Here is a 21,238-nt window from a genome sequence, read left to right as displayed (position 1 = left end):
ATTGAATGTGCCATGCAATCCGCCATGAACTTCGACGTCACCATCGACGCCCTGCGGCACTTCATGCGCGTGACGGTGTCCGGCGCGCCCGCGCTCGACGAGCTCCTGTCCATGATCCACCTCCTGGGCGTGGAAAGCGAGACCTGGCAGGAGGCCAAGGTGCTGGTGGACCTGCGGGGGGTGACGACGCCCTTCACCCGCCCGGAGCAGTTCCGCATCGGCGAAGAGGCGGCCGCGAGCCTGTCGCACATGGACCGCATCGCCTCGCTGGTGCCACCGGAGCGCGTCACGCGCGTGAGCGAGAAGGCGGCGCGGCGCAACGGCACCAACGTGCGGGTGTTCGGCGACGAGCGCGCCGCGGTGGCCTGGCTCGTCGCCGACCTGGCGGACTAGGCAGGCTCCCTAGGTCGGGATGAGGAAGTCGCGGCTGATGCGCACGCCGAGGTCGTTCACGCGGTCGAGGAACTGCGTGAGGAAGGCGTGCAGGCCATTGGCGAGGATCTCTTCGATGTTGCCGTACTGCAGCTCCGCGCGCAGCCGGCCGGCGCGGCGCTGCGTCTCGGCCGACTGGTCGTTGGCCACCATCGCCAGGTTGGCCACCACCTCGTTCAGGCTCGCGTGCAGCGAGCGCGGCATGTCGGGGCGCAGGATCAGCAGGTCGGCCACGCGTTCGGGCTTGATCACGTCGCGGTAGACCTTGCGGTAGATCTCGAAGCCGGAGACGGAGCGCAGGATCGCGCTCCAGTGGTAGAAGTCGTACTCCTGGTCCTTCTCGCTGGCGGCGCCGAAGAAGTCGCTCTGCACGGCGTGGAACTTCACGTCGACGAGCCGCGCCGTGTTGTCGGCGCGCTCGAGGAAGGTGCCCAGGCGCATGAAGTGCAGCGCCTCGTCCATCAGCATGGTGCCGACGGTGACGCCGCGCGAGAGGTGCGAGCGGAACTTCACCCACTCGAAGAACTGGCCGGGGTCGCGTTCGTACTCGCCGGCGCGCAGCATGCGGTTGAGTTCCAGCCAGGTCTGGTTCTGCGTCTCCCACACCTCGGTGGTGAGCGACCCGCGCACGGCCCGCGCGTTCTCGCGGGCGGCCCGCAGGCACGACAGGATGGACGAGGCATTGGTCTCGTCCTTCACCATGAAGTGCATCACCTTCTGCGGCTCGATGTCGCCGTGCTTGGCCTGGTACGCCGGCATCAGCTCGCTGATCGACAGCATGCCCTGCCAACCGACCTTCGACACCGCCGCGGACTGCGGCAGCAGGGACGTCTGGTAATTGACGTCCAGCATGCGGGCGGTGTTCTCGGCGCGCTCGGTGTAGCGCGCCATCCAGAACAGGTGATCGGCGGTGCGTGACAGCATGTTCTTGTTCTTCTCCGTCAGATTTCGAGGATCCAGGTGTCTTTCGTGCCGCCGCCCTGGGAGGAGTTCACGACGAGCGAGCCTTCCTTGAGCGCCACGCGGGTCAGGCCGCCCGGCACCATCTGCACCTCCTTGCCGGAGAGGACGAAGGGCCGCAGGTCGATGTGGCGCGGGGCGATGCCCTTGTCGACGAAGGTCGGGCAGCTGGACAGCGAGAGCGTGGGCTGCGCGATGTAGCCCTCGGGCTTCGCCTGCAGCACCTGGCGGAACTGCTCGATCTCCTCCTTCGACGCCGTGGGCCCCACCAGCATGCCGTAGCCGCCGGCGCCGTGCACCTCCTTGACCACGAGGTCCTGCAGGTTCGCCAGGACGTACTTCAGGTCCTCGGGGTTGCGGCACATGTAGGTGGGCACGTTGGAGAGGATCGGCTTCTCGCCCAGGTAGAACTCGATCATCTGCGGCACGAAGGGATAGATCGACTTGTCGTCGGCCACGCCCGTGCCGATGGCGTTGCACAGCGTGACGTTGCCGGCGCGGTAGACGTTCAGCAGGCCGGCGCAGCCGAGCGTGGAGTTCGGCCGGAAGGCGAGCGGGTCGAGGAAGTCGTCGTCGACCCGGCGGTAGATCACGTCCACGCGGCGCGGGCCACGCGTGGTGCGCATGTAGACGAAGTTGTCGCGCACGAAGAGGTCCTGCCCCTCCACCAGCTCCACGCCCATCTGCTGCGCGAGGAAGGCGTGCTCGAAATAGGCGCTGTTGTACATGCCCGGGGTGAGCACGACCACGGTGGGGTCGTCGGTCGTGGACGGCGCGGAGGCGCGCAGCGTCTCCAGCAGCAGGTCCGGGTAGTGCATGACCGGGGCGACCTGGTAGGCGCTGAACAGGTCCGGGAAGAGCCGCATCATCATCTTGCGGTCTTCCAGCATGTAGCTCACGCCGCTGGGCACGCGCAGGTTGTCCTCCAGCACGTAGTACTCGCCCTCGCCCTGCGCGTTCGGCGCCCGCACGATGTCGACGCCGGCGATGTGCGAATAGATGTTGTTCGGGACGTTCACGCCCATCATCTCGGGACGGAACTGCGCGTTGCCCCGGATCTGCTCCATGGGCAGGATGCCCGCCTTGACGATCTCCTGCTCGTGGTAGACGTCGTGGATGAAGCGGTTCAGCGCCGTGACGCGCTGCACCAGGCCCTGCTCCATGCGGCGCCATTCGGCGGCGGGGATGATGCGCGGGATCAGGTCGAAGGGGATCAGGCGCTCGGTGCCGCTGCCGTCCTCGTCCTTGGCGCCGTAGACGGCGAAGGTGATGCCCACCTTGCGGAAGATCATCTCGGCCTCTTCGCGGCGCGAGCGCATGATCTCCTGCGGCTGGCGTCCCAGCCATTCCGCGTAGGTGCGGTAATGGTCGCGCACGCCCTGCACCTGCACCTGCGTCATCCCACCCAACGACTGGCCCTGGAACTGGAGCGGCCCGCTGTCCTGGACCTGGGCGAACATCTCGTCGAATTTGTGCATGGTGGATGCGTTTCCTGTCCGGAAAGGATAGCAAGTTCCCGGCCATCCAAGGGGTCAGTTGCCGCCGCTTCGTGCACCGTCGTGGCGAGGCGCCGCGACGCGGTGGTGCCAGTAGCGGGGCGCGTCGCGCCGCTCGCAACGCACCGCCGCCGGCGACTGCGACGCCCAGGTGAGCGCACCGCAGGCGGGCGACGCCTCCAGCGCGATGCCGCGCGTGGCATAGCGCTGCACCACGTCGGCCGCGGGATGGCCGAAGCGATTGCGGTAGCCGGCCTGGGCGACGGCGAGTGCCGGCCCGACGGCCTCCAGGAAAGGTTCGCTGGACGAAGTGCGGCTGCCATGGTGCGGCACCAGCAGCCAGTCGGCCCGCAGCGCCGCGCCGTCCTGCACGAGGCGCAGCTCCTGCGGCTTCTCGATGTCGCCCGCCAGCAAGGCGTGCACGCGGCCGTTGCCCACGCGCAGCACGCAGCTCAAGGCGTTGGGACGGGCCGAAGGTGCGTGGTCTTCCGCGCGCGGATGCAGCACCTCGAAGCGCACGCCGTCCCACTCCCAGGCGTCGCCGGCAAGGCAGCGCCGCGACGGCCGCAAGGCCTGCAGGGGATGGCCGGCCTCCAGCGAGCTGAGGAGCGCCGCCTGCGGCTGCATGCGCAGCACGGCCGCCGCCCCGCCGGTGTGGTCGGTGTCGCGGTGGCTCAGCACGAGCAGGTCCAGCTGCTCGCCGAGCGCCCGCAGCAGCGGGACCAGCACGCGCTGGCCCGCATCGGTCTCGCGGCTGTAGCCGGGGCCGCTGTCGTACACCAGCGCGTGCGAGGCGGTGCGCACGAGCACGGCATTGCCCTGCCCCACGTCGGCGGCGAGCAGCTCGAACTCGCCGGGCGGCGGGCGCGGCGCCTGCCACAGGAGCACGGGAACGAGCAGCGGGATGCCCAGCAAGCGCGTCGTCCAGGGCAAGCGGGCGGCCAGCAGCAACCCGCCCACGACGCCGGCGCCCGCCGCCCACGGCGGCGGCGCGGGCGCCGACCAGGTCGCCCAGGGAAACACGGCCAGCAGCCGCAGCACGGTCCCCAGGCCCTCCACCGCGGCCGCCCCCGCGGCCCATGCCTCGGGCAGCAGCACGCCGAGCAGCCCCAGGGGCGTGACCACCAGCGTCACCCACGGGATGGCGAGGAGGTTCGCGAGCAGGCCGACCACCGACACCTGCTGGAAGAGCAGCAGCGACAAGGGGGTGAGCGCCACCGTCACGATCGCCTGTTCGCGGCCCATCGCGAGCGCCGCCGCCAGCGCCCGGCGTGCGGGGTGGCGAGGCGCCGCGGAGCGGTCGCGCGACGCCGGCGGGCCGCTCGCGAACAGCACCCCCACCGCGACGAAACTGAGCCAGAAACCCGCCTGCGTCAGCGCCCAGGGATCCGCCGCCACGACCACCGCGCAGGCGAGCAGCCAGACCCACGGCCAGGGCCAGCCGCGGGCGCCGAGGCGCAGCACGGACACCGTTGCCAGCATCAGCACCGTGCGCTGCGCCGGCACGCCCCAGCCGCTGAACAGCGCATAGGCCGCGGCCAGCAGCAGTCCGCCGGCCAGCCCCGCATGTTGGGCCGGCCAGGCGAGGCACAGGCGGGTGCTGCGCCGCCAGGCGAATCCGATGACCGCGGCGGCGCCCCAGGCGAACATGGTCACGTGCAGGCCGGAGATGCTCATGAGGTGGGCGACGCCGGTGGCGCGGAACACGTCCCAGTCGGCCCGCTCGATCGCGCCCTGGTCGCCGACCACCAGCGCCGCGAGCACGCCGGCGAGCGCGGGCTCGGCCACCCGCCGGAAGATCGCGTCGCGCACGGACTGGCGCGCCTGCTCCACCGGGTGGCGCCAGGTCGCGTCCAGCCGCTGCGGCGGCGGGTCGCGCACGCCGCTGCGCACCGCGGCCGTCGACTGCACGCCCTCCTCCCACAGCCAGAGCTCGTAGTCGAAGCCGTGCGGGTTGCGCTGGCCGTGCGGCGCCTTGGGCCGCAGCGCGAAGCGCCAGCGCTCGCCCGCGCGCACGTCGGCCGGCAGGCGCTGGGGATCGGGCGCCGTCTCGCCCGCCGCATCCGCGCCGCCGTACCAGCCGACGAGCGCCAGCGGCGGCAGCCGCACCGCGCTGCCCGCGAGGTGGGCGGACTCCACCTCGAAGCGGAAGCGCAGCCCCGCCTCGTTGCGGTGGGGCATGGCGGCGACGATGCCGGTGACCAGCAGGTCGCGGCCCTCCAGCGCCGGGTCCAGCCCGTCCGCGAGGTAGGCCGCGGCGCGCCAGCCAGTCATGCCGAAGGCGCTCGCAGCAGCCAGCAGCAGCGCCGCCGCGGGGCGCCACGCGCCGAGGCTGCGCCAGGCGGCAAGGAGCAACGCCAGCGCGCCCACGGCCACGCCCGCGTACGTGGCGATCGGCCAGAGCTCCGGCTGCTGCAACTGCACGCCTGCCCCCAGCACCACGCCCAGCAAGGCGGGTGCGATGGCGCGGGCGGAGGGGGCGGCTGGCGGCGGCGGCACCCTCCATCAACGCACCACGCGCCGGCGCGTCCTCCCGCGATCGGAGGACGCCCTCAGGCGGGCGACTGCAGCAGGTTCTCGAGGCGGGCGGGGATCTCGGGCAGCGGCAGCACTTCGCGCACGCCGCCCGCTGCGATCGCCTGGCGCGGCATGCCGAAGACGACGCAGCTCGCCTCGTTCTGCGCGATGGTCCAGGCGCCGTTCTGCCGCATCTCCAGCATGGCGTCGGCACCGTCGCCGCCCATGCCGGTGAGCATCACGCCGATCGCCTGGCTGCCCGCGGCGCGGGCGATGGAGCGCAGCAGCGTATCCACGGAAGGGCGGTGGCGGTTCACCGGCGGGTCGTCCGTGATGCGCAGGAAATAACCGGCGCCGCGGCGCATCAGCACGAGATGGCGGCCGCCGGGCGCGATGTAGGCCACGCCCGTGCGCACCACCTCGTTGTCCTCGGCCTGCTTCACGTGGATGCGGCACAAGGTGTCCAGCCGGCGCGCGAACGTCTCGGTGAACCCGGGCGGCATGTGCTGCGCGATCAGGATCGGCGGCATGTGCGGCGGCAGCGGCGTGAGCAGGTCGCGCAGCGCTTCCACGCCGCCCGTGGACGCGCCGATGCCGATCACGCGCTGCAGCCCGGCCGGCGCAGGACCCTGCATCGGCGGGGGCAGCTGCGGCTTCTGCGGCGCGGGCGCCGGCGTCGCGGCGATCGGGCGGCGGCGCACGATGCGCGCGCCGGCGGCGGCGCGGATCTTCTCCGCGATCTCCTGCGCCGTCGCCTCCAGGCCGTCGAAGTTCTCGGGCTTGGGGAAGAAGTCCACCGCCCCGAGCTCCAGGGCACGCATGGTGGTCTCGGCGCCCTGCCGCGTGAGCGACGAGATCATGATCACCGGCAGCGGGCGCACGGCCATCAGGTTGCGCAGGAAGTCCAGGCCGTTCATGCGCGGCATCTCGACGTCGAGCGTGACCACGTCGGGCGGGCTGCGGCGGATGCGGTCGATGGCCAGCAGCGGGTCGGGCGAGGCGCCCAGCAGCTCCATGTCGGGCTGCGAGCCGATCACGCGCGACAGGAAGGCGCGCATCACGGCGGAATCGTCGACGACGAGGACGCGGATCATCGGGGCGGGGAAAAGATTTCGATGTCGCCGGAACGCTTGCCGTCCAGGCGGCGGAGGTAGTCGCGCTCGCGGCGCTCCACGGCCTCGCCGGGCGTGAGCGCGAGCCGCTTGACCTGCACCTTGCCCGTGTCGACGAAGAAGTGCACCTTGCGCGGGCAGACGTCCAGCAGGTCCTGCGCGAGCACGCGGATGCCTTCCACGCGCAGGAATTCGAGCACGAATTCGGAGTTCTTGGCGCCGACGTCCAGGCGGTCGAAGCCCTGCAGCAGCTGGGCGCCGCCGAACACCTTGGCCACGAGCCGGCGGCGGTCCGCGCCGAGGCGGATCATGTCGTTGATCACCAGCTCCATCGCATAGACGCCGAAGCGCGCGGAGGCGGCCCACGGGGACCCGGGACTGGCCTGGTCGCCGGGGAGCATGAAGTGGTTCATGCCGCCGATGCGCTCCACCGGGTCCCACAGGCAGGTGGACACGCAGGAGCCCAGCACGGTGGTGATGGCGCCTTCGCGCGCGGCGTGGTACTGGCCAGGCAGGATCTTGACCGCGTCGACCCGGAATTCCCGGTCGAAGTACTGCAGGGGGACCGAGGATTCGATCAAGGCGGGAGTCCCCTATGCGCCGACGCGCTCGTAGGCGGTGCGGCCGCAGGAGCGGAAGCCCGGGTGGGCGGCGGGGAAGCTCTCGGAGTGGCCGACCATCAGCAGGCCCCCGGGAACGAGCAGGCCGGCCAGGCGGGCCAGCAGCTGCTTCTGGAATTCGCGGTCGAAGTAGATCACCACGTTGCGGCAGAAGATGACGTCGAAGGGTTCCTGCGCCGGCCACGCGGGCGACTGCAGGTTCAGCTGGCCGAAGCGCACCATGGAGCGCAGTTCCGGGCGCACGCTCACGAGGCCCTCGTTGGCCCCGGCGCCGCGCAGGAAGTGGCGGCGCAGGCGTTCGGCCGGCAGGGGCGCCGCGCGCTCCATGCGGTAGATGCCCGAACGCGCCGTGTTCAGCACGTCGGTGTCGATGTCGGTGCCCAGCACGTCGCCGGGGCACTCCGCCTCGCGCAGCACCATGGCGATGGACCAGGCCTCCTCGCCCGTGGAGCACGCGCTGCTCCAGCAGCGCAGCGGCCGGCCGCGCTTCGCGTGCTTCGCGGCATGCGCGTGCAGCAGGTCGAAGTGGTGCGGCTCGCGGAAGAACGCGGTCAGGTTGGTGGTGAGCGCGTTGACGAAGGCCTCGCGCTCGTCGGAGCCTTCGCGCTGCACGATCGCGAGGTAGTCGCCGAAGGTGCCGACGCCCCGCGCGCGCAGGCGGCGCAGCAGGCGGTTGTAGACCATGTTGCGCTTCTGCAGGCTCAGCTTGATGCCGGCGTATTCGGCGATCAGCTGCCGCACGGTGGCGAAGTCGCGGTCGTTCAGCATGGACGCCGCGTTCTCGAAGGCGAATTCGGGGAGTGCGCTCATGGCGAAACGGAAATGCGTGCGGGCTCCGCCTCGCCGGCGAGACGGAACTGGGCGACGGAAGCGAGCAAGGCGCCGGAATGGCGGTGCAGCGCTTCGGTGGACTGGCCCGTGTGGTCGACCAGGGCCGCGTTCTGCTGCACGGCCTCGTCCATCTGGGCGATGGCGGTGTTGACCTGCTCGATGCCGGTGCGCTGCTCCTCGCTCGCGGCGGCGATCTCCGCGATGAGGTCGCTGACCTTCTTCACCGAGGCGACGATCTCCTGCATCGTGTTGCCGGCGGCGTCGACCAGCTTCGCGCCGTTCTCCACCTCGCCGGCGGAGGCCTGGATCAGGCCCTTGATCTCGCGGGCGGCGGCGGCGCTGCGCTGCGCGAGGTTGCGCACCTCGGCGGCCACGACCGCGAAGCCGCGGCCCTGTTCCCCGGCGCGCGCGGCCTCGACGGCGGCGTTCAGCGCGAGGATGTTGGTCTGGAAGGCGATGCCGTCGATGACGCCGATGATGTCGGCGATGCGGCGGGAGGACCCGGAGATCCCGTCCATGGACCGCACCACGGCGCTGACCACGTCGCCGCCCTTGCGGGCGATGTCGGCCGCGTCCAGCGCGAGCTGGCTGGCCGTGCGCGCGGTGTCCGCGTTCTGCGTGACGGTGGCCGTGAGCTCCTCCAGCGAACTCGCCGTCTCCTCCAGCGTGCTGGCCTGCGCCTCGGTGCGCTGCGCCAGGTCGCCCTGCCCTGCGCGGACCTGTTCGCCCGCATCGGCGACGGCACCGGCGCTGCGCACGACCTCGCCCACGATGCGGCGCAGGTTCTCGGTCATGTCGTCGAGCGCCAGCATGAGGCGCGCCATCTCGTCGCGCCCGCCGGTGCGCACCTTCACGGTGAGGTTGCCGTCGGCGACCTGGCGCGCGATGCGCACCGCGCCGTACAAGGGCCGCAGGATGTGGATGATCAGCACCACGACGAAGGGCAACGTGAGCACCCAGAGCGCCCCGGTCAGCCCGAGCAGCTCCCAGGTGGCGCGCTGCGCCCGGCCCTGCAAGGCCGCCGCGCCCGCCCCCTCGCCGGCGTGGAACGCGAGCACCGCGGCGGCGGCGCCGACGTAGGCATCGGCCGCCGGCGGCAAGGCCGTGGCCGCCGCCGTGGGCATGCGCTCCTCGCGCGCGCGGCTCGCGAGCGCCGCTTCCCAGGCCTTGCGGAAAGCCTGGCGGCCTTCGTCGGCCTGGCGCAGCAGCGACTGTCCTTCCCCGGCGGCCACGCGCGACGCGAGTTCCCGGTGCAGTTCGTCCAGGAGCTGCTCGGTCGCGCGGAAGGCGGGGAGCAGCTGCTGCGGCACGGCCGGGTCGGTCGCGAACGCGAGCGCGGTGGCGCGCGCCGCGTTCGCCGCGGCGGCGGCATGCAGCTCGCCGGCGGCACGCGCCGTGCGCACGTCCTGGAAGGCCTGCCGCTCCAGCCCATGGAGCTGGAAGATGGCCACGCCGGTGACGAAGAGGCTCATGAGGCCGATCGCGGTGAACGCCACCGTGAGCCGCGTCTGGATGGTCGCGCGGCGGAACAGGCTGCGCGCGTTGGCATTGGCCACGCGGGCCACCGGGATCGGCGCCACGCCACCGGCCGCGACGCGCGGCACGGGGAGGGACAGCTCGCTCACGGCGGCTCCCATGCGCTCAGAACTCCTTCCACTCCCCGTTGGCCCCGGCCTTCAGCGGGGTGGGCGCCGGGGCCTGCGGGGCGGGCGGCAGCTTGGCGGCCGCGCGCTTCAGCGGGATGGGCTGCGGAGCCGGGACTTCGGGCGCGGGCGCCGGCTCGGGCCGCGCCTGCGGCAGGGGCTGCAGCGGCGTGTACGCGGGCTGCGACTCGCCGAGCTGGAAGCGGGACACCATCTGCAGCAGCGAAGCGGCCTGCGACTTCATCGACTCGGTCGCCGCGGCCGCCTCCTCCACGAGCGAGGCGTTCTGCTGCACCACCTGGTCCATCTGCGTCACCGCGGTGTTGACCTGCTGGATGCCGGCATCCTGCTCCTCGCTCGCCGCGGCGATCTCGGCGATGAGGTCGCTCACCTTCTTCACCGAGGCGACGATCTCCTGCATCGTGTTGCCGGCGTTGTCCACCAGCTTCGCGCCGGTGTCCACCTTGTCCACCGACTCGTTGATCAGGGCCTTGATCTCCTTGGCGGCGGCGGCACTGCGCTGCGCCAGGTTGCGGACTTCCGCCGCCACCACCGCGAAGCCGCGGCCCTGTTCGCCGGCACGCGCGGCCTCGACGGCGGCGTTCAGCGCCAGGATGTTGGTCTGGAAGGCGATGCCGTCGATCACGCCGATGATGTCGGCGATCTTGCGCGAGGACTCGGAGATCCCGTTCATCGTGCTGACCACCTGGCCGACCACGGAGCCGCCCTTGCGGGCCACTTCGGAAGCGCCCATCGCGAGCTGGCTCGCCTGGCGCGCGTTCTGCGCGTTCAGCGACACCGTGGACGTCAGTTCCTCCATGGAGCTGGCCGTCTCCTCCAGCGTGCTCGCCTGTTCCTCGGTGCGCTGCGACAGGTCCTGGTTGCCCTGCGCGATCTGCGCGCTGGTGTCGGCCACCATGTGGGCGCCGCCGGCGACCTCGCCGACCAGCTGGCGCAGGTTCTGCGTCATCTCGGAGAGCGCGCGCAGCAGGTCGCCCGTCTCGTCGCCGCCCTTCACCTGCACGTCCGTGCCGAGGTCGCCGCGCGCGATGCGCTGCGCGGCATGGATCGCGACGTGCAGCGGCCGCACGATGGCGCGGCTCATGAGCAGCGCGGCGGCCAGCGAGGCAGCGGCGGCGATCAGCAGGATGGTCACGAGCAGCACCACGGCCGCGCGCGAGTTGGTCGAAGCGCTCTCGTAGTCGTCGTGCGCCAGCTTCTTCTGCAGCGCGACCAGCTCCTCGAGGTTCTTCACCACCGACTGGTACTGCAGGTCGGCGGCCTGCATCATCATGGCGCCGGTGCTCACGTCGATGGAGCTGATGTCGATGGCGTCCTCCGCCAGCTTGCGGTACTTGGCGATCGCGGGGAGCGAGGCGTCGATCGCGCCGCGCTCGGCGTCGCTCAGGTGTGGCAGATCCCGCATGCGCGTGAGGGCGGCCACCAGGCCATCGATCTTCACGCGCTGTTCGCCGATCGCCGTCTTGATCTTGTCCTCGCTGAGGTTCGCGATCCAGGTGAACAGCCGGTAGACGCCGGAGTGCACCTCCGCCAGGTCGTTCTGCGCGTCCATCGCGACGGAAACGCCTTCGAGCCGCTTCTTCGCCAGGTCGTCGAGCGCGCGGTTCTGCTGGTGGACCACGCCGTAGGAGATCGCTCCGAAGCCGAGCAGGAACGCGATGGCGAGGAGGGGGGCGATCAGTATCTTGTGCCAGATTCTCATGGGGACGACCCTGTTGCTCTGTCTCTGTGCGGGCGGCGCCGGGCGCCGCCCATTCCCTGTCAGACGCCCGGCTTGTAGATGCCGCCGCACACGACGAGCTTCTTGTCGTCCGTCAGCTCGCAGTACATCTGCTTGGGCTCGATCTTCTTGTTCACCGGGTTCACGAAGCTGAAGTCCTGCCAGAAGGCGGCCTTGGTCTTCGCGAGTTCCATGCGTTCGCGGATGTGCTCCTTGCCATTCGCGTCGCGCAGCTCGATCATGTTCTTGCCGACGAACTTGGCATTGGCGCCGTGCGCGAGCGCAGTGCCGTCCAGCTGGTACACCGTCAGGTACAGCTCGCGGTCCACGAACTGGCCCTTGGGATCGGTGATGTCGGCCATGGCCTTGTCGCGCGGCGTTGCCTTGATGTAAGCGACGCCCTTCTTCACCATGCTCTCGGCTTCCTTGGGGGTGACGCGCTGCTCGGACGCGATCGCGCCGGCCGCGAAGGCGACGCCCAGGGCGACGGCCAGCATCAGTTTCTTCTGCATCTCACGGTTCCTCTGGTTCACGATGGTTTGCCGGCGGGCGCCGGCCGGTTGCCCTGGACTCCGGGCTTCATGGCGGGAGTGCTTCGCGAGGAACCACTCCCAACGACTCTACTGACGAGGATGCCACCTCGGCCTTTCTGTTGCAATCGTTAACGCGTGTAACAGAACGCCCGGGCGTCGTTTTGTTGCGTGCGTGCTGCTCGTCGCCGACCGACTGCCGCTCGTCGCGCGAAGGGAAGCAGGCAACCGGCGGCACTGTGGCGTGCCCTCCACAGCGGCCGCACGCGCTCAGTTCCCCGCCACCTCCGCGATCGAGCCCGCGGGCCGCGCGCGCACGGGCAGGGGACGCGGCTTCGCCCTGGAGGGGGTGAGGACCGCCGGCTGGAACTCCGGCATCGGCCGCGCGGAGGTGCCGCTGTTGCGAACGAGCAGGTCCCAGTACGCGACGTTCTGCGGTCCCGCGTCCCATTGCTTGCCGTACAGGACCGGCCCGTACGAATGCATGAACAGGGCGATGCGCGCGGAATCCACGTCGCCGCGGTTGGCCAGAGCCATGAACTGGCCGAACGCTTCCGGCAGGCGCCCCGCACGGAAGGAGCGGACGGCGTCCGCGTATTCGCGCTCCGCCGGGCTCGCCGCAAGGGCGGGCAGGCTCGAAGCGAGCAGCAGGGCGGCGGCGACGGCGGTCGCGATGCGGCGCTGAAGGGGTCCCATGACGTTCGTCCTCTGTGACATCTGTTTCAAGAAGTATCAAATAGAGGATCGGGAGCGACAAGACCGTTGGCGCGCGCAAGGTGGCCGTCCATCGCTGCGGCCCCAGGAGCGTGCGCATGCACGAAGCGAAGCGGCCCCTGCCGGGGCTGCTGCGAGCGATCGAAGCCGGGGAGCTAGAACGTCTTCCACTCGCCCGGTGCGGCGTGCGCCGGGGCGGTAGCGGCCGGCAGGCTTGCCGAGGGCTGGAAGCGGATCGGCGCGGGCGCGGCGGGCTTCTGCGCCGCCGGCGTCTGCGCAGAGGCAGGAGGCCTGGACGGCGTCTCGCCGCTTTCCGGCGCGCCCTCTTCCAGCCGGAAGCGCCGCGTCATCGCCAGCAGCGCCGCGGCCTGCGCGTTCATCGCTTCGGTGGCCTGCGTGGCTTCTTCCACGAGCGAGGCATTGCGCTCGACGACCCGGTCCATCTGCGAGATGGCGGTGTTCACCTGGCCGATGCCGGCGCTCTGCTCCTGGCTCGCCTGCGCGATCTCGGCGATCAGCGCGCTCACCTTCTCGACGGAGAGCACCACTTCGACCATCGTGTGGCCGGCGCTGTCCACGAGCGAGGCGCCCGCGTTCACCTTCTCGGCCGAAGCGCCGATCAGCCCCTTGATCTCCTTGGCCGCGGCGGCGCTGCGCTGCGCCAGGTTGCGCACTTCCGCGGCCACGACCGCGAAGCCGCGGCCCTGCTCGCCGGCGCGCGCCGCTTCCACGGCCGCATTGAGCGCGAGGATGTTGGTCTGGAACGCGATCCCGTCGATCACGCCGATGATGTCGGAGATCCTGCGCGAGGCGTCGGAGATCTCGTCCATCGTGTGCACCACCTGGTCCACGGCCTCGCCGCCGCGGCGCGCGACGGCCGATGCATCGAGCGCGAGCTGGCTCGCCTGCCGCGCGTGGTCCGCGTTCTGCGCCACCGTCGTCGTGAGCTGCTCCATGGAGCTGGCGGTCTCCTCCAGCGTGGTCGCCTGTTCCTCGGTGCGCTGCGAGAGGTCGAGGTTGCCGTGCACGATGCGCGCGGAGGTGTCCGCCACCGCGTGCGAACCCTGCACCACCTGCCCCAGGATGCTGCGCAGGTTGCCGGTCATGTCCGCGAGCGCCTGCATCAGCTGCGCGGCTTCATCGGTGCCGCCGGTGCGGACGTGCACGGTCAGGTCGCCGGAAGCGACCTTGGTCGCGATGCGCGCGGCGACGCGGATCGGCTTGACGATGGCCACCACCAGCGGATAGCAGAGGAGGAAGCAGAGCAGGAACGTGGTCCCCGCGAGTCCCAGCATCACCGCCTGGCCGGAGCGCGTGGCCGCGGCCAGCACGTCGGCCGAAGGCTGGCCGGCGGCGACGTCCGCCAGGCGCTGCAACTGCCACGCGCCCACCGCGCCGAACGCCAGCATGATCCCTGCGATCGAGAGGAACGCGATCGTCAGCCGGACCCGGATGGTCGAACGGCGGAAGAAGCCGAGGGCGGCGCGGTCCACCTCCTGGGCGGCAGGCCGCGCGGAGCGGCCGGGACGCTGGGACGCCATGGGCTGCGAGGGGATGTCAGTGCACCGCGCCGTCGACCAGGGCCATGTCGGCGCCGGTCATGAGCTTCTCGATGTCCAGAAGGATGATCATCTGCTCGTCGACGGTGCCCAGGCCGGTGATGTACTTGGTGTCGAAGGTCGCGGAGGCGAACTCCGGCGTCGGGCGGATCGCGTCGGCCGCGAGCGTCAGCACGTCGGAGACGGAGTCGACCACCACGCCCACCACGCGGCCCGCCACGTTGAGGATGATGACGACGGTGAACTCGTCGTACTTGGCCTCGCTCAGGCGGAACTTGATGCGCAGGTCGAGGATGGGGACGATCACCCCGCGCAGGTTGATCACGCCCTTGATGAACGCGGGCGCGTTCGCGATGGCCGTCGGCGTCTCGTAGCCCCGGATCTCCTGCACCTTCAGGATCTCGATCCCGTAGCTTTCCGCGCCCAGGCGGAAGGTCAGGAATTCGCTGGACGCGTCCTGCACGCCCGTGTCCCGGCGGGAACCGTTGCTGGTGGCCTGCTGCTGCATGTTCTTTTCTCCTCGTTCCGCGGATGAGTCAGGATGCCATGCACCCCCGACCGTGGCAATGGTAATGTCTTGTTACAGGCTGCTGTGCATCGACATTTGCGGCTTTTGCGCAAAAGGTCTCAGAACTCCCGCAAGGCGGGGGCGCCTGCCGCGCGCGCGCCACGCAGCTGCGGCGTCGCCGGCCGGTAGCGGATCGGCTGCGGCGCTTCCGGAGCACCCGGGCCCGCATCCAGCCGGAAGCGCGCGACGCGCTGCCGCAGGCCCTGCGCCTGCGACTGCAGCGACTCCGTCGCCGCGGACGCCTCTTCCACGAGGGCCGCGTTCTGCTGCACGGCCTGCTCCATCTGCAGCACGGCGGCGTTCACCTGCTGGACTCCGGCATCCTGCTCCTCGCACGCCATGGCGATGCGCGCCACCAGCTCGTCGACCTTCGCGACCGAGGCGACGATGTCCCGCATGGTGCTGCCGGCCGTGTCCACGAGGCTGGCGCCCGCTTCCACCTTGTCGACGGATTCGTGGATCAGCGCCTTGATCTCCCGCGCCGCCGAGGCGCTGCGCTGCGCCAGGTTGCGCACTTCCGCGGCCACCACCGCGAAGCCCCGCCCCTGTTCGCCCGCGCGCGCGGCTTCCACGGCGGCGTTCAGCGCGAGGATGTTCGTCTGGAAGGCTATGCCGTCGATGACGCCGATGATGTCCGCGATGCGGCGCGAGGAGCCGGTGATGCCGTCCATGGTGCGCACCACCTCGCCCACCACGTCGCCGCCGCGGCGGGCCACGCCCGAGGCCTCCGTGACCAGGCCGCGCGCCATGCGGGCGTCCTCCGCGTTGCGCCGCACGGTCTGCGTCAGCTCCTCCATCGAACCGGCGGTCTCCTGCAGCGTGCCCGACTGCATCTCCGTGCGCTGCGCCAGGTGGCCGTTGCCGCGCGCCAGCTCCGCGCTGCTGCCCGCGACGCTTTCCGCGCCGCGGCGCACTTCGTCGACCACTTCCGCGAGCCGCGCGCGCATGCCGTCCAGCGCCTGCAGCAGGCGGCCGGTCTCGTCGCGCCGCTGCGTGAGCGCCACGCGCGACAGGTCGCCCTGCGCGATGCGCTCCGCCGTCGCGATGGCCTCTTCCAGCGGCGCGGCGACCGAGGTGCTCACGCGCCACGCGGAGAAGATGCCGGTCAGGCACGCCAGGCCGGCGAGCACCGCCATCGCCAGCAGGCAGTTGCGGGCCAGCTCCGCCTCCTGCAGCGCGCCGCGCGCGATCGCGCCCTGCCGCAGCTGCTCGAGGCCGTAGCCCGCCGATCCGCAGGCCAGCACGATGCCGAGGATCACGGCACCGAAGCCGATGCCGAGCCGGTGGGCCAGGCGTCGGTTGCGGAAGAGGTCGATCTGCTGCAGGCCCATGGTGGCGGCTTCAGAACTCCCGCCACGGGCCTGCCGGCAGCTGCGGCACCGGCGCAGCGGCGACGACGGGCTGCCGCGGCTCGCGCACGCGAATGGCCGGGACTTCCGCTGCGGGCGCCGCGGGACGCGCCTGCGCTGCCTCCTCGGGCAGGCGGAAGCGGGACACCAGTTCCAGCAGCGCCTCGGACTGGGCCTTCATCGCCTCCGTCGCCGCGCTCGCCTCCTCGACGAGCGATGCGTTCTGCTGCACGACTTCCTCCATGCGGCTCACGGCGGTGTTCACCTGCACGATGCCCGAGCTCTGCTCCTGGCTCGCCGCCGCGATCTCCGCGACGAGGTCGCTCACGCGCGTGACGGAGCGGACCATGTCCTGCATGGTGGCGCCGGTGGCATGCGCGAGCCGGTTGCCGGCCTCGACCTTGTCCACCGACTCGCCGATCAGCCCCTTGATCTCCCTGGCCGCCGCGGCGCTGCGCTGGGCCAGGTTGCGCACTTCCGCGGCCACCACGGCGAAGCCGCGGCCCTGCTCGCCGGCGCGCGCCGCTTCCACGGCCGCATTGAGCGCGAGGATGTTGGTCTGGAACGCGATGCCGTCGATCACGCCGATGATCTCGGAGATGCGGCGCGAGGAATCGGAGATCCCGTTCATGGTGTTCACCACGTCCGCCACCATGTCGCCGCCCTTGCGGGCCACGCCCGAGGCTTCCGTGGCCAGCGCGCTGGCCTGCCGCGCGTTGTCCGCGTTCTGCTGCACGGTGGACGTGAGCTCCTCCATCGAGCTGGCGGTCTCCTCCAGCGTGCTCGCCTGCATCTCCGTGCGCTGCGACAGGTCCTGGTTGCCTTGCGCGATCTGCGCGCTGGCGCCCGCCACGGCCCGCGCCCCCGTCAGCACCTCGCCGACCACGCGCCGCAGGTCCTGCTGCATCCGCGACTGCGCCTGCAGCAGTTCCGCGGCTTCGTCGCGGCCGCGCACCTCGATCGTCGCCGTCAGGTCGCCGCGCGCGACCTCGCGGGCGGCATCGCTGGCCGCGCGCAGGCGCCGCACCACCTGCCGCGCCATGAGCAGGGCGAGCCCGAGCGAGATCACCGCCGCCGCGACCGCGACGGCCCCGAGCGAAATCACCATGCCGCGGAAGTTGGCCGCACCCTGCGCGGACGCTTCGGCGGACAGCTTGCCCTGCAGTTCCCCCAGCGTGGTGAAGGTCGCCAGCACCTTGCCGAACGACGCGTCGGCCCTGCCCAGCGAAGACTTCGCGGTCTCGCGCAGCGCCAGCGCGTCCGCGGTGGCCGCCTGGAACTGCGTGCGGTAGTGCTCCATCTGCGGGATCACGGTGTCCACCAGCGCGCGCTCGTCCGGGTGCAGGCTGCTGCGGTTGCGGAACTCCGTGGTCTTGCGGATGTACGCGTCCACCACCCTGGCGTGGTCGACGACGCTCGCCCGCAGTTCCGGCTCGGGCACGTGGCCCGCGAGCGTGAAGGTGCGGTACGCCGCCACGTGCGCCTTGTTCAGCTCGCGGTAGGCGGTGATCACCAGCTCGATGGACGCGCCGCGGTCGCGCGTCAGCGAAGCGATGGCCATCCCCTGGCGTGCCATCAGTCCCACGGCCAGCGCTCCCAGCGCCAGCAGGAACACGATCGCCACCGACGGGGCGAGCAGCATCTTGTGCCAGACCTTCATCCTTCCTCCCCTGCGGCCTCCCGCCGCGCTCCCCGCTGCGGCGTCAGAGCAGCATCGCGCCTTCGCGGCCGGACAGGCGCACGAGGTGCGCCACGTCCAGGATCAGCGCCACCGAGCCGTCGCCCATCACCGTGGCGCCGGAGAGCCCCGGGACCTTGCGGAAGTTCGTCTCCAGGCTCTTGACGACCACCTGCTGCTGGCCGACGAGTTCGTCCACGAGCAGCGCCGCCTTGGAGCCGTCGGTTTCCACGATGACCGCGATGGCGGAGGCCTGATCGCGCGGCTTCTGCGGCGGGAACAGCTTCGCCAGGTGGTGCACCGGCAGGTATTCGTCGCGCACGCGCAGCGTGTCGCCGTGCCCCGGCAGCGTGTGCAGTTCGTCGGGAGCGACGGAGAGCGACTCCACCACGCTCGCCAGCGGCAGCACGTAGGTCTCGCCGCCGATGGCGATGGTCATCGCTTCCATGATCGCCAGCGTGAGGGGGACGCTGACGGTGACGCGCGTGCCCTGCCCCGGGACGGAGGTGAGGTCCACCGTGCCGCTCAGGGCCTGGATGTTGCGCTTGACGACGTCCATGCCCACGCCGCGGCCGGACACGTCCGTGACCTGGTCCGCCGTGGAGAAGCCGGCCTCGAAGATCACCTGCCAGATGTCGCTGTCGGGAGCCTCGGGCGAGATCGGGATGCCGCGGCGGCGCGCAGCGGCGAGGATCTTGTCCCGGTCGAGGCCGCGGCCGTCGTCGCTCACCTCGATCACGATGTTGCCGCCGCGCTGGCTCGCGCGCAGCGTGACGGTGCCCACGGCGGGCTTGCCGGCGGCCAGGCGCACGTCCGGCGGCTCCAGCCCGTGGTCGATGGCGTTGCGCACGAGGTGCGTGAGCGGATCGGAGATCTTCTCGATCAGGCCGCGGTCCAGCTCGGTCGCCTCGCCGAACATCTTCAGCTCCACCTTCTTGCCCAGGCGTGCCGCGAGTTCGTGCACCACGCGCGGGAAGCGCTGGAACACGTTGGAGATCGGCAGCATGCGGATCGCGAGCACCGCTTCCTGCAGGTTGCGCGTGTGGCGCGACAGGTCGGCCAGGCCCGTGTTCGCGGCGTAGCGGCCGTCGTTGGCGACGTCCTCGGCCAGCGCGCCGGTACGCGCGAGCATCGCCTCGGTGATCACGAGTTCGCCGACCAGGTTCACCAGCAGGTCGATCTTCTCGGTCGACACGCGGATGAAGGTCGTCTCGTGCGCGGTGGGCAGCAGGTCGTGCAGCACGTCCACGGCGGGCGTGGCCTGCGCAGGCGCGGCGGCCGCGGGCTGTGCCTTGCGCGCCTTGCGGAACTGCTCCGGCGAGACGAACAGGTCGACGTTGTCCGGCGCGTGTTCCGCCGCGGCGAACTCCGCCGGCTTCGGCTCGGCGGGCTTGGCGCGGTTCTTCCTGTTCTTGAATTCCGCCGGGTCGACGAAGAACTCGTCGAGGCCGTTCGGCGCCGGTGCCGTCGCGGGCGACGGCGAAGGCACGGCTTCCAGCTTGGGCGCGCCGGGCAGCGTCGCCTGGAGCTGCGGCTCTTCCGCCGGCGCGGCCACGACGCCCAGCGTCTCGATGGCGATCTGCTCGGGCGCGACCACCAGGGCCAGCACGCTCTGCAGGTCGGCCGCGGCGCCTTGCAGCAGCACCTCGAAGGTGACGCCGCCGCCGGCGGTGTTGTCGACCACCGCGTCCTTCACCGTGCCCATGTCGGACAGGCCGGTGAGCATCATGTCGAGGTCGAGCTCGTCGATCGGCTGCGCCAGCGGGCCGAGCTTCACGCGGAAGCTGCGCGTCACCGGGCCGGACTGGCCCGCCACCGCGTCGGTCGCGGGCTGCGCCACGCGCTCGCGCAGCAGCGCTTCCACGCTGGTGGCATCCGGCGCATCGGCCACGGTACCGCGGCGGTGCAGCACCTGCAGGCGCAGCACGTCGCCGGCCTTGAGCATCGCGTTGACGTCCGCGGGGTCGATCGGGCGCTCGCCCTTGCGCAGCAGGTCCAGCAGGTTTTCCTGCAGGTGCGTGAGCGCGGCGATCTCGGTGCAGCCCAGCATCGCCGCGCTGCCCTTGATCGAGTGCACCGCGCGGAAGATCGCGTTCAGGTCGTCGGGATGCGGCGCATCGGTGTCCATGCGCAGCAGGATGGCCTCGACGTTCGCCAGGTGCTCCTGCGCCTCCTCGAAGAAGATGGTGCGGAAGGCGACCGGGTCGCCGAAGGTGTTCGAAGGCTGGAACATCGCGCGCTCCCCCGTCCCTTCAGATGAACTGGCCCACGATGTCCAGCATGCGCTGGGGATCGAAGGGCTTGGCCATCCAGCCGGTGGCGCCGGCCTCGCGGCCCTTCTGCTTCAGCTCCGGGCTGGCTTCGGTGGACAGCACGATCAGCGCCACCGGGTCGTAGTTGGGCAGCGCGCGCAGCTCGCGCACCAGGGTCACGCCGTCCATGTTCGGCATGTTGTGGTCCGTGACCACGAGGTCGAACACGCGCTTGCGCGCGAGGTCCAGGGCCTCCACGCCGTCGGCCGCTTCCGCGACCTCGTAGCCCGCGCCCTGCAGCACGGAAGCGACCATGGCGCGCATGGAGCGGGTGTCGTCCACCACCAGAATCGATTTGCTCATTGTTGTTTGCTCCCGGACTTGTCGCGCTTCTTGCGGCTGGAAGGAAGGAACTGGGCGATGACCTCGAGGAGGCGGTCCTCGTCGAGGGGCTTGGTGAGGTACTCGTCGCAGCCGGCGAGCGAGCCGCGCAGCTTGTCGAAGGGGGAGCTGCGGCTGGTGAGCATGACCACCGCCGTCTTCTTCATGGCCTGCTTGTTGGCCTTGATCATCTTGCAGACCTGGTAGCCGTCGATGCCGGGCAGCACGACGTCCAGGAACACGCAGGTGTACTCGCGGCTGCCGGTCAGGCCCACCGCTTCCTCGCCGGTCTCGGCGAAGTCCACCTCGAAGTTGAAGGGCGCGAGCTTGGCCTTCATGAACATACGCACCGAGGCGTTGTCGTCCACGACCAGCACGGTGTCGCCCAGCGCGCGCTTCTTCGCGGCGGCGTCGTCCAGCGGCGGCGGGTTGGCGCTGCCCGGGTGCGAACGGCCGGCCGACGACATCGACATCGCCTTGGTGCCCAGGGGCAGCGTGCCTTCGTCGTCGCGCTTGGTGCCGCCGGCTTCCGCCACCGTCTCCTCCAGCGCCTGCAGCAGGCGCGCCCACTGCAGCGGGCGCGGCAGGATCGGGAAGCCGCCGCTGTCGCCCGAGCCGACCATCACGGCCGGCAGGTTGGCGCGCTTGGACAGCGTCTTGAATTCGTTGAGCGCCTCCGGGTTGTCGGCATCCACGAGGTAGATGTCGGCGGAGCCGCTGGCGGTGGTGGCAGGGTCGTACTGCACGAATCCCGGATCGCGCCGGGCCGCGAGCGCGAAGATGCTGGCCAGCATCGAGCGCTCCACCGGGTTGAATCCGATCACATCGACCAGGTATTGTTCGTTCAAGGTCACT

At 71.0% G+C, this 21,238-nt stretch carries 18 protein-coding genes; 1 reads left to right on the top strand and 17 read right to left on the bottom strand.

From position 1 onward, the window contains the following. Positions 1-12 precede the first annotated feature (12 nt). Positions 13-393 carry a SpoIIAA family protein gene (locus H8N03_RS05850; RefSeq protein WP_187075155.1) on the top strand — a complete coding sequence of 127 codons (381 nt, stop codon included), beginning with the start codon at positions 13-15 and terminating at the stop codon, positions 391-393. A gap of 9 nt (positions 394-402) precedes the next feature. Here the strand turns inward: H8N03_RS05850 and H8N03_RS05845 are convergent, their stop codons facing one another. The 17 genes from H8N03_RS05845 to H8N03_RS05765 form a co-directional block, all read right to left on the bottom strand. Next, positions 403-1,356, bottom strand: coding sequence for an alpha-E domain-containing protein (locus H8N03_RS05845; RefSeq protein WP_187075154.1), 954 nt, complete (start codon positions 1,354-1,356; stop codon positions 403-405). A gap of 17 nt (positions 1,357-1,373) precedes the next feature. Further along, positions 1,374-2,792, bottom strand: coding sequence for a circularly permuted type 2 ATP-grasp protein (locus tag H8N03_RS05840; RefSeq protein ID WP_435531655.1), 1,419 nt, complete (start codon positions 2,790-2,792; stop codon positions 1,374-1,376). Positions 2,793-2,924: 132 nt separating this feature from the next. Next, a complete protein-coding gene (locus H8N03_RS05835; RefSeq protein WP_354005076.1) occupies positions 2,925-5,387 on the bottom strand; it encodes a ComEC/Rec2 family competence protein in 2,463 nt (820 codons plus the stop codon). 53 nt (positions 5,388-5,440) lie between these two features. Next, entirely contained in the window at positions 5,441-6,499 is a 1,059-nt protein-coding gene (locus H8N03_RS05830; protein WP_187075152.1) for a protein-glutamate methylesterase/protein-glutamine glutaminase, read from the bottom strand. After that, positions 6,496-7,098 (bottom strand): chemoreceptor glutamine deamidase CheD, encoded by a 603-nt coding sequence (gene cheD, locus H8N03_RS05825; RefSeq protein WP_187075151.1) that lies wholly within the window; start codon positions 7,096-7,098, stop codon positions 6,496-6,498. Before cheD ends, H8N03_RS05830 begins: the two co-directional genes overlap by 4 nt. A 12-nt stretch (positions 7,099-7,110) precedes the next feature. Continuing rightward, on the bottom strand, positions 7,111-7,947 hold the full coding sequence (locus H8N03_RS05820; protein WP_187075150.1) for a CheR family methyltransferase: 837 nt from the start codon (positions 7,945-7,947) through the stop codon (positions 7,111-7,113). Beyond that, entirely contained in the window at positions 7,944-9,605 is a 1,662-nt protein-coding gene (locus tag H8N03_RS05815) for a methyl-accepting chemotaxis protein (RefSeq protein WP_187075149.1), read from the bottom strand. The genes H8N03_RS05820 and H8N03_RS05815 overlap by 4 nt, the downstream gene beginning before the upstream one ends. A 4-nt stretch (positions 9,606-9,609) precedes the next feature. Beyond that, positions 9,610-11,334 (bottom strand): methyl-accepting chemotaxis protein, encoded by a 1,725-nt coding sequence (locus tag H8N03_RS26525; RefSeq protein WP_187075148.1) that lies wholly within the window; start codon positions 11,332-11,334, stop codon positions 9,610-9,612. A 59-nt stretch (positions 11,335-11,393) separates the two neighbouring features. Continuing rightward, complete coding sequence (locus H8N03_RS05805) at positions 11,394-11,864, bottom strand: cache domain-containing protein (RefSeq protein WP_187075147.1); 471 nt, start codon at positions 11,862-11,864, stop codon at positions 11,394-11,396. A gap of 288 nt (positions 11,865-12,152) precedes the next feature. Beyond that, positions 12,153-12,578 carry a hypothetical protein gene (locus H8N03_RS05800; RefSeq protein WP_187075146.1) on the bottom strand — a complete coding sequence of 142 codons (426 nt, stop codon included), beginning with the start codon at positions 12,576-12,578 and terminating at the stop codon, positions 12,153-12,155. Positions 12,579-12,751: 173 nt separating this feature from the next. Beyond that, a complete protein-coding gene (locus tag H8N03_RS05795) occupies positions 12,752-14,137 on the bottom strand; it encodes a methyl-accepting chemotaxis protein (RefSeq protein ID WP_187075145.1) in 1,386 nt (461 codons plus the stop codon). A gap of 16 nt (positions 14,138-14,153) precedes the next feature. Further along, positions 14,154-14,663 (bottom strand): chemotaxis protein CheW, encoded by a 510-nt coding sequence (locus H8N03_RS05790; protein ID WP_187075144.1) that lies wholly within the window; start codon positions 14,661-14,663, stop codon positions 14,154-14,156. Between the two features lie 119 nt (positions 14,664-14,782). Next, on the bottom strand, positions 14,783-16,054 hold the full coding sequence (locus H8N03_RS26520) for a methyl-accepting chemotaxis protein (protein ID WP_187075143.1): 1,272 nt from the start codon (positions 16,052-16,054) through the stop codon (positions 14,783-14,785). 10 nt (positions 16,055-16,064) lie between these two features. Next, positions 16,065-17,732 carry a methyl-accepting chemotaxis protein gene (locus H8N03_RS05780; protein WP_187075142.1) on the bottom strand — a complete coding sequence of 556 codons (1,668 nt, stop codon included), beginning with the start codon at positions 17,730-17,732 and terminating at the stop codon, positions 16,065-16,067. A 43-nt stretch (positions 17,733-17,775) separates the two neighbouring features. Next, positions 17,776-19,983, bottom strand: coding sequence for a chemotaxis protein CheA (locus tag H8N03_RS05775; RefSeq protein WP_187075141.1), 2,208 nt, complete (start codon positions 19,981-19,983; stop codon positions 17,776-17,778). Positions 19,984-20,002: 19 nt separating this feature from the next. Further along, positions 20,003-20,365, bottom strand: coding sequence for a response regulator (locus tag H8N03_RS05770; RefSeq protein WP_187075140.1), 363 nt, complete (start codon positions 20,363-20,365; stop codon positions 20,003-20,005). Then, positions 20,362-21,237, bottom strand: coding sequence for a response regulator (locus H8N03_RS05765; RefSeq protein WP_187075139.1), 876 nt, complete (start codon positions 21,235-21,237; stop codon positions 20,362-20,364). Before H8N03_RS05765 ends, H8N03_RS05770 begins: the two co-directional genes overlap by 4 nt. Position 21,238 lies beyond the last annotated feature (1 nt).

This window comes from Ramlibacter cellulosilyticus (genome assembly GCF_014297465.1).
Lineage (GTDB): Bacteria > Pseudomonadota > Gammaproteobacteria > Burkholderiales > Burkholderiaceae_C > Ramlibacter > Ramlibacter cellulosilyticus.
Note: the sequence above shows the minus strand (reverse complement) of the source record. Positions and strands in the feature narration are given on the sequence as shown.

What these genes read in the sequence shown, in the direction of transcription:
- H8N03_RS05850 (WP_187075155.1), top strand. Translation starts at nt 13, where the DNA reads ATGCAATCCGCCATGAACTTCGACGTCACCATCGACGCCCTGCGGCAC.
- H8N03_RS05845 (WP_187075154.1), bottom strand. Translation starts at nt 1,356, where the DNA reads ATGCTGTCACGCACCGCCGATCACCTGTTCTGGATGGCGCGCTACACC.
- H8N03_RS05840 (WP_435531655.1), bottom strand. Translation starts at nt 2,792, where the DNA reads ATGACGCAGGTGCAGGTGCAGGGCGTGCGCGACCATTACCGCACCTAC.
- H8N03_RS05830 (WP_187075152.1), bottom strand. Translation starts at nt 6,499, where the DNA reads ATGATCCGCGTCCTCGTCGTCGACGATTCCGCCGTGATGCGCGCCTTC.
- H8N03_RS05820 (WP_187075150.1), bottom strand. Translation starts at nt 7,947, where the DNA reads ATGAGCGCACTCCCCGAATTCGCCTTCGAGAACGCGGCGTCCATGCTG.
- H8N03_RS05815 (WP_187075149.1), bottom strand. Translation starts at nt 9,605, where the DNA reads ATGGGAGCCGCCGTGAGCGAGCTGTCCCTCCCCGTGCCGCGCGTCGCG.
- H8N03_RS26525 (WP_187075148.1), bottom strand. Translation starts at nt 11,334, where the DNA reads ATGAGAATCTGGCACAAGATACTGATCGCCCCCCTCCTCGCCATCGCG.
- H8N03_RS05805 (WP_187075147.1), bottom strand. Translation starts at nt 11,864, where the DNA reads ATGCAGAAGAAACTGATGCTGGCCGTCGCCCTGGGCGTCGCCTTCGCG.
- H8N03_RS05800 (WP_187075146.1), bottom strand. Translation starts at nt 12,578, where the DNA reads ATGGGACCCCTTCAGCGCCGCATCGCGACCGCCGTCGCCGCCGCCCTG.
- H8N03_RS05795 (WP_187075145.1), bottom strand. Translation starts at nt 14,137, where the DNA reads ATGGCGTCCCAGCGTCCCGGCCGCTCCGCGCGGCCTGCCGCCCAGGAG.
- H8N03_RS05790 (WP_187075144.1), bottom strand. Translation starts at nt 14,663, where the DNA reads ATGCAGCAGCAGGCCACCAGCAACGGTTCCCGCCGGGACACGGGCGTG.
- H8N03_RS26520 (WP_187075143.1), bottom strand. Translation starts at nt 16,054, where the DNA reads ATGGGCCTGCAGCAGATCGACCTCTTCCGCAACCGACGCCTGGCCCAC.
- H8N03_RS05780 (WP_187075142.1), bottom strand. Translation starts at nt 17,732, where the DNA reads ATGAAGGTCTGGCACAAGATGCTGCTCGCCCCGTCGGTGGCGATCGTG.
- H8N03_RS05775 (WP_187075141.1), bottom strand. Translation starts at nt 19,983, where the DNA reads ATGTTCCAGCCTTCGAACACCTTCGGCGACCCGGTCGCCTTCCGCACC.
- H8N03_RS05770 (WP_187075140.1), bottom strand. Translation starts at nt 20,365, where the DNA reads ATGAGCAAATCGATTCTGGTGGTGGACGACACCCGCTCCATGCGCGCC.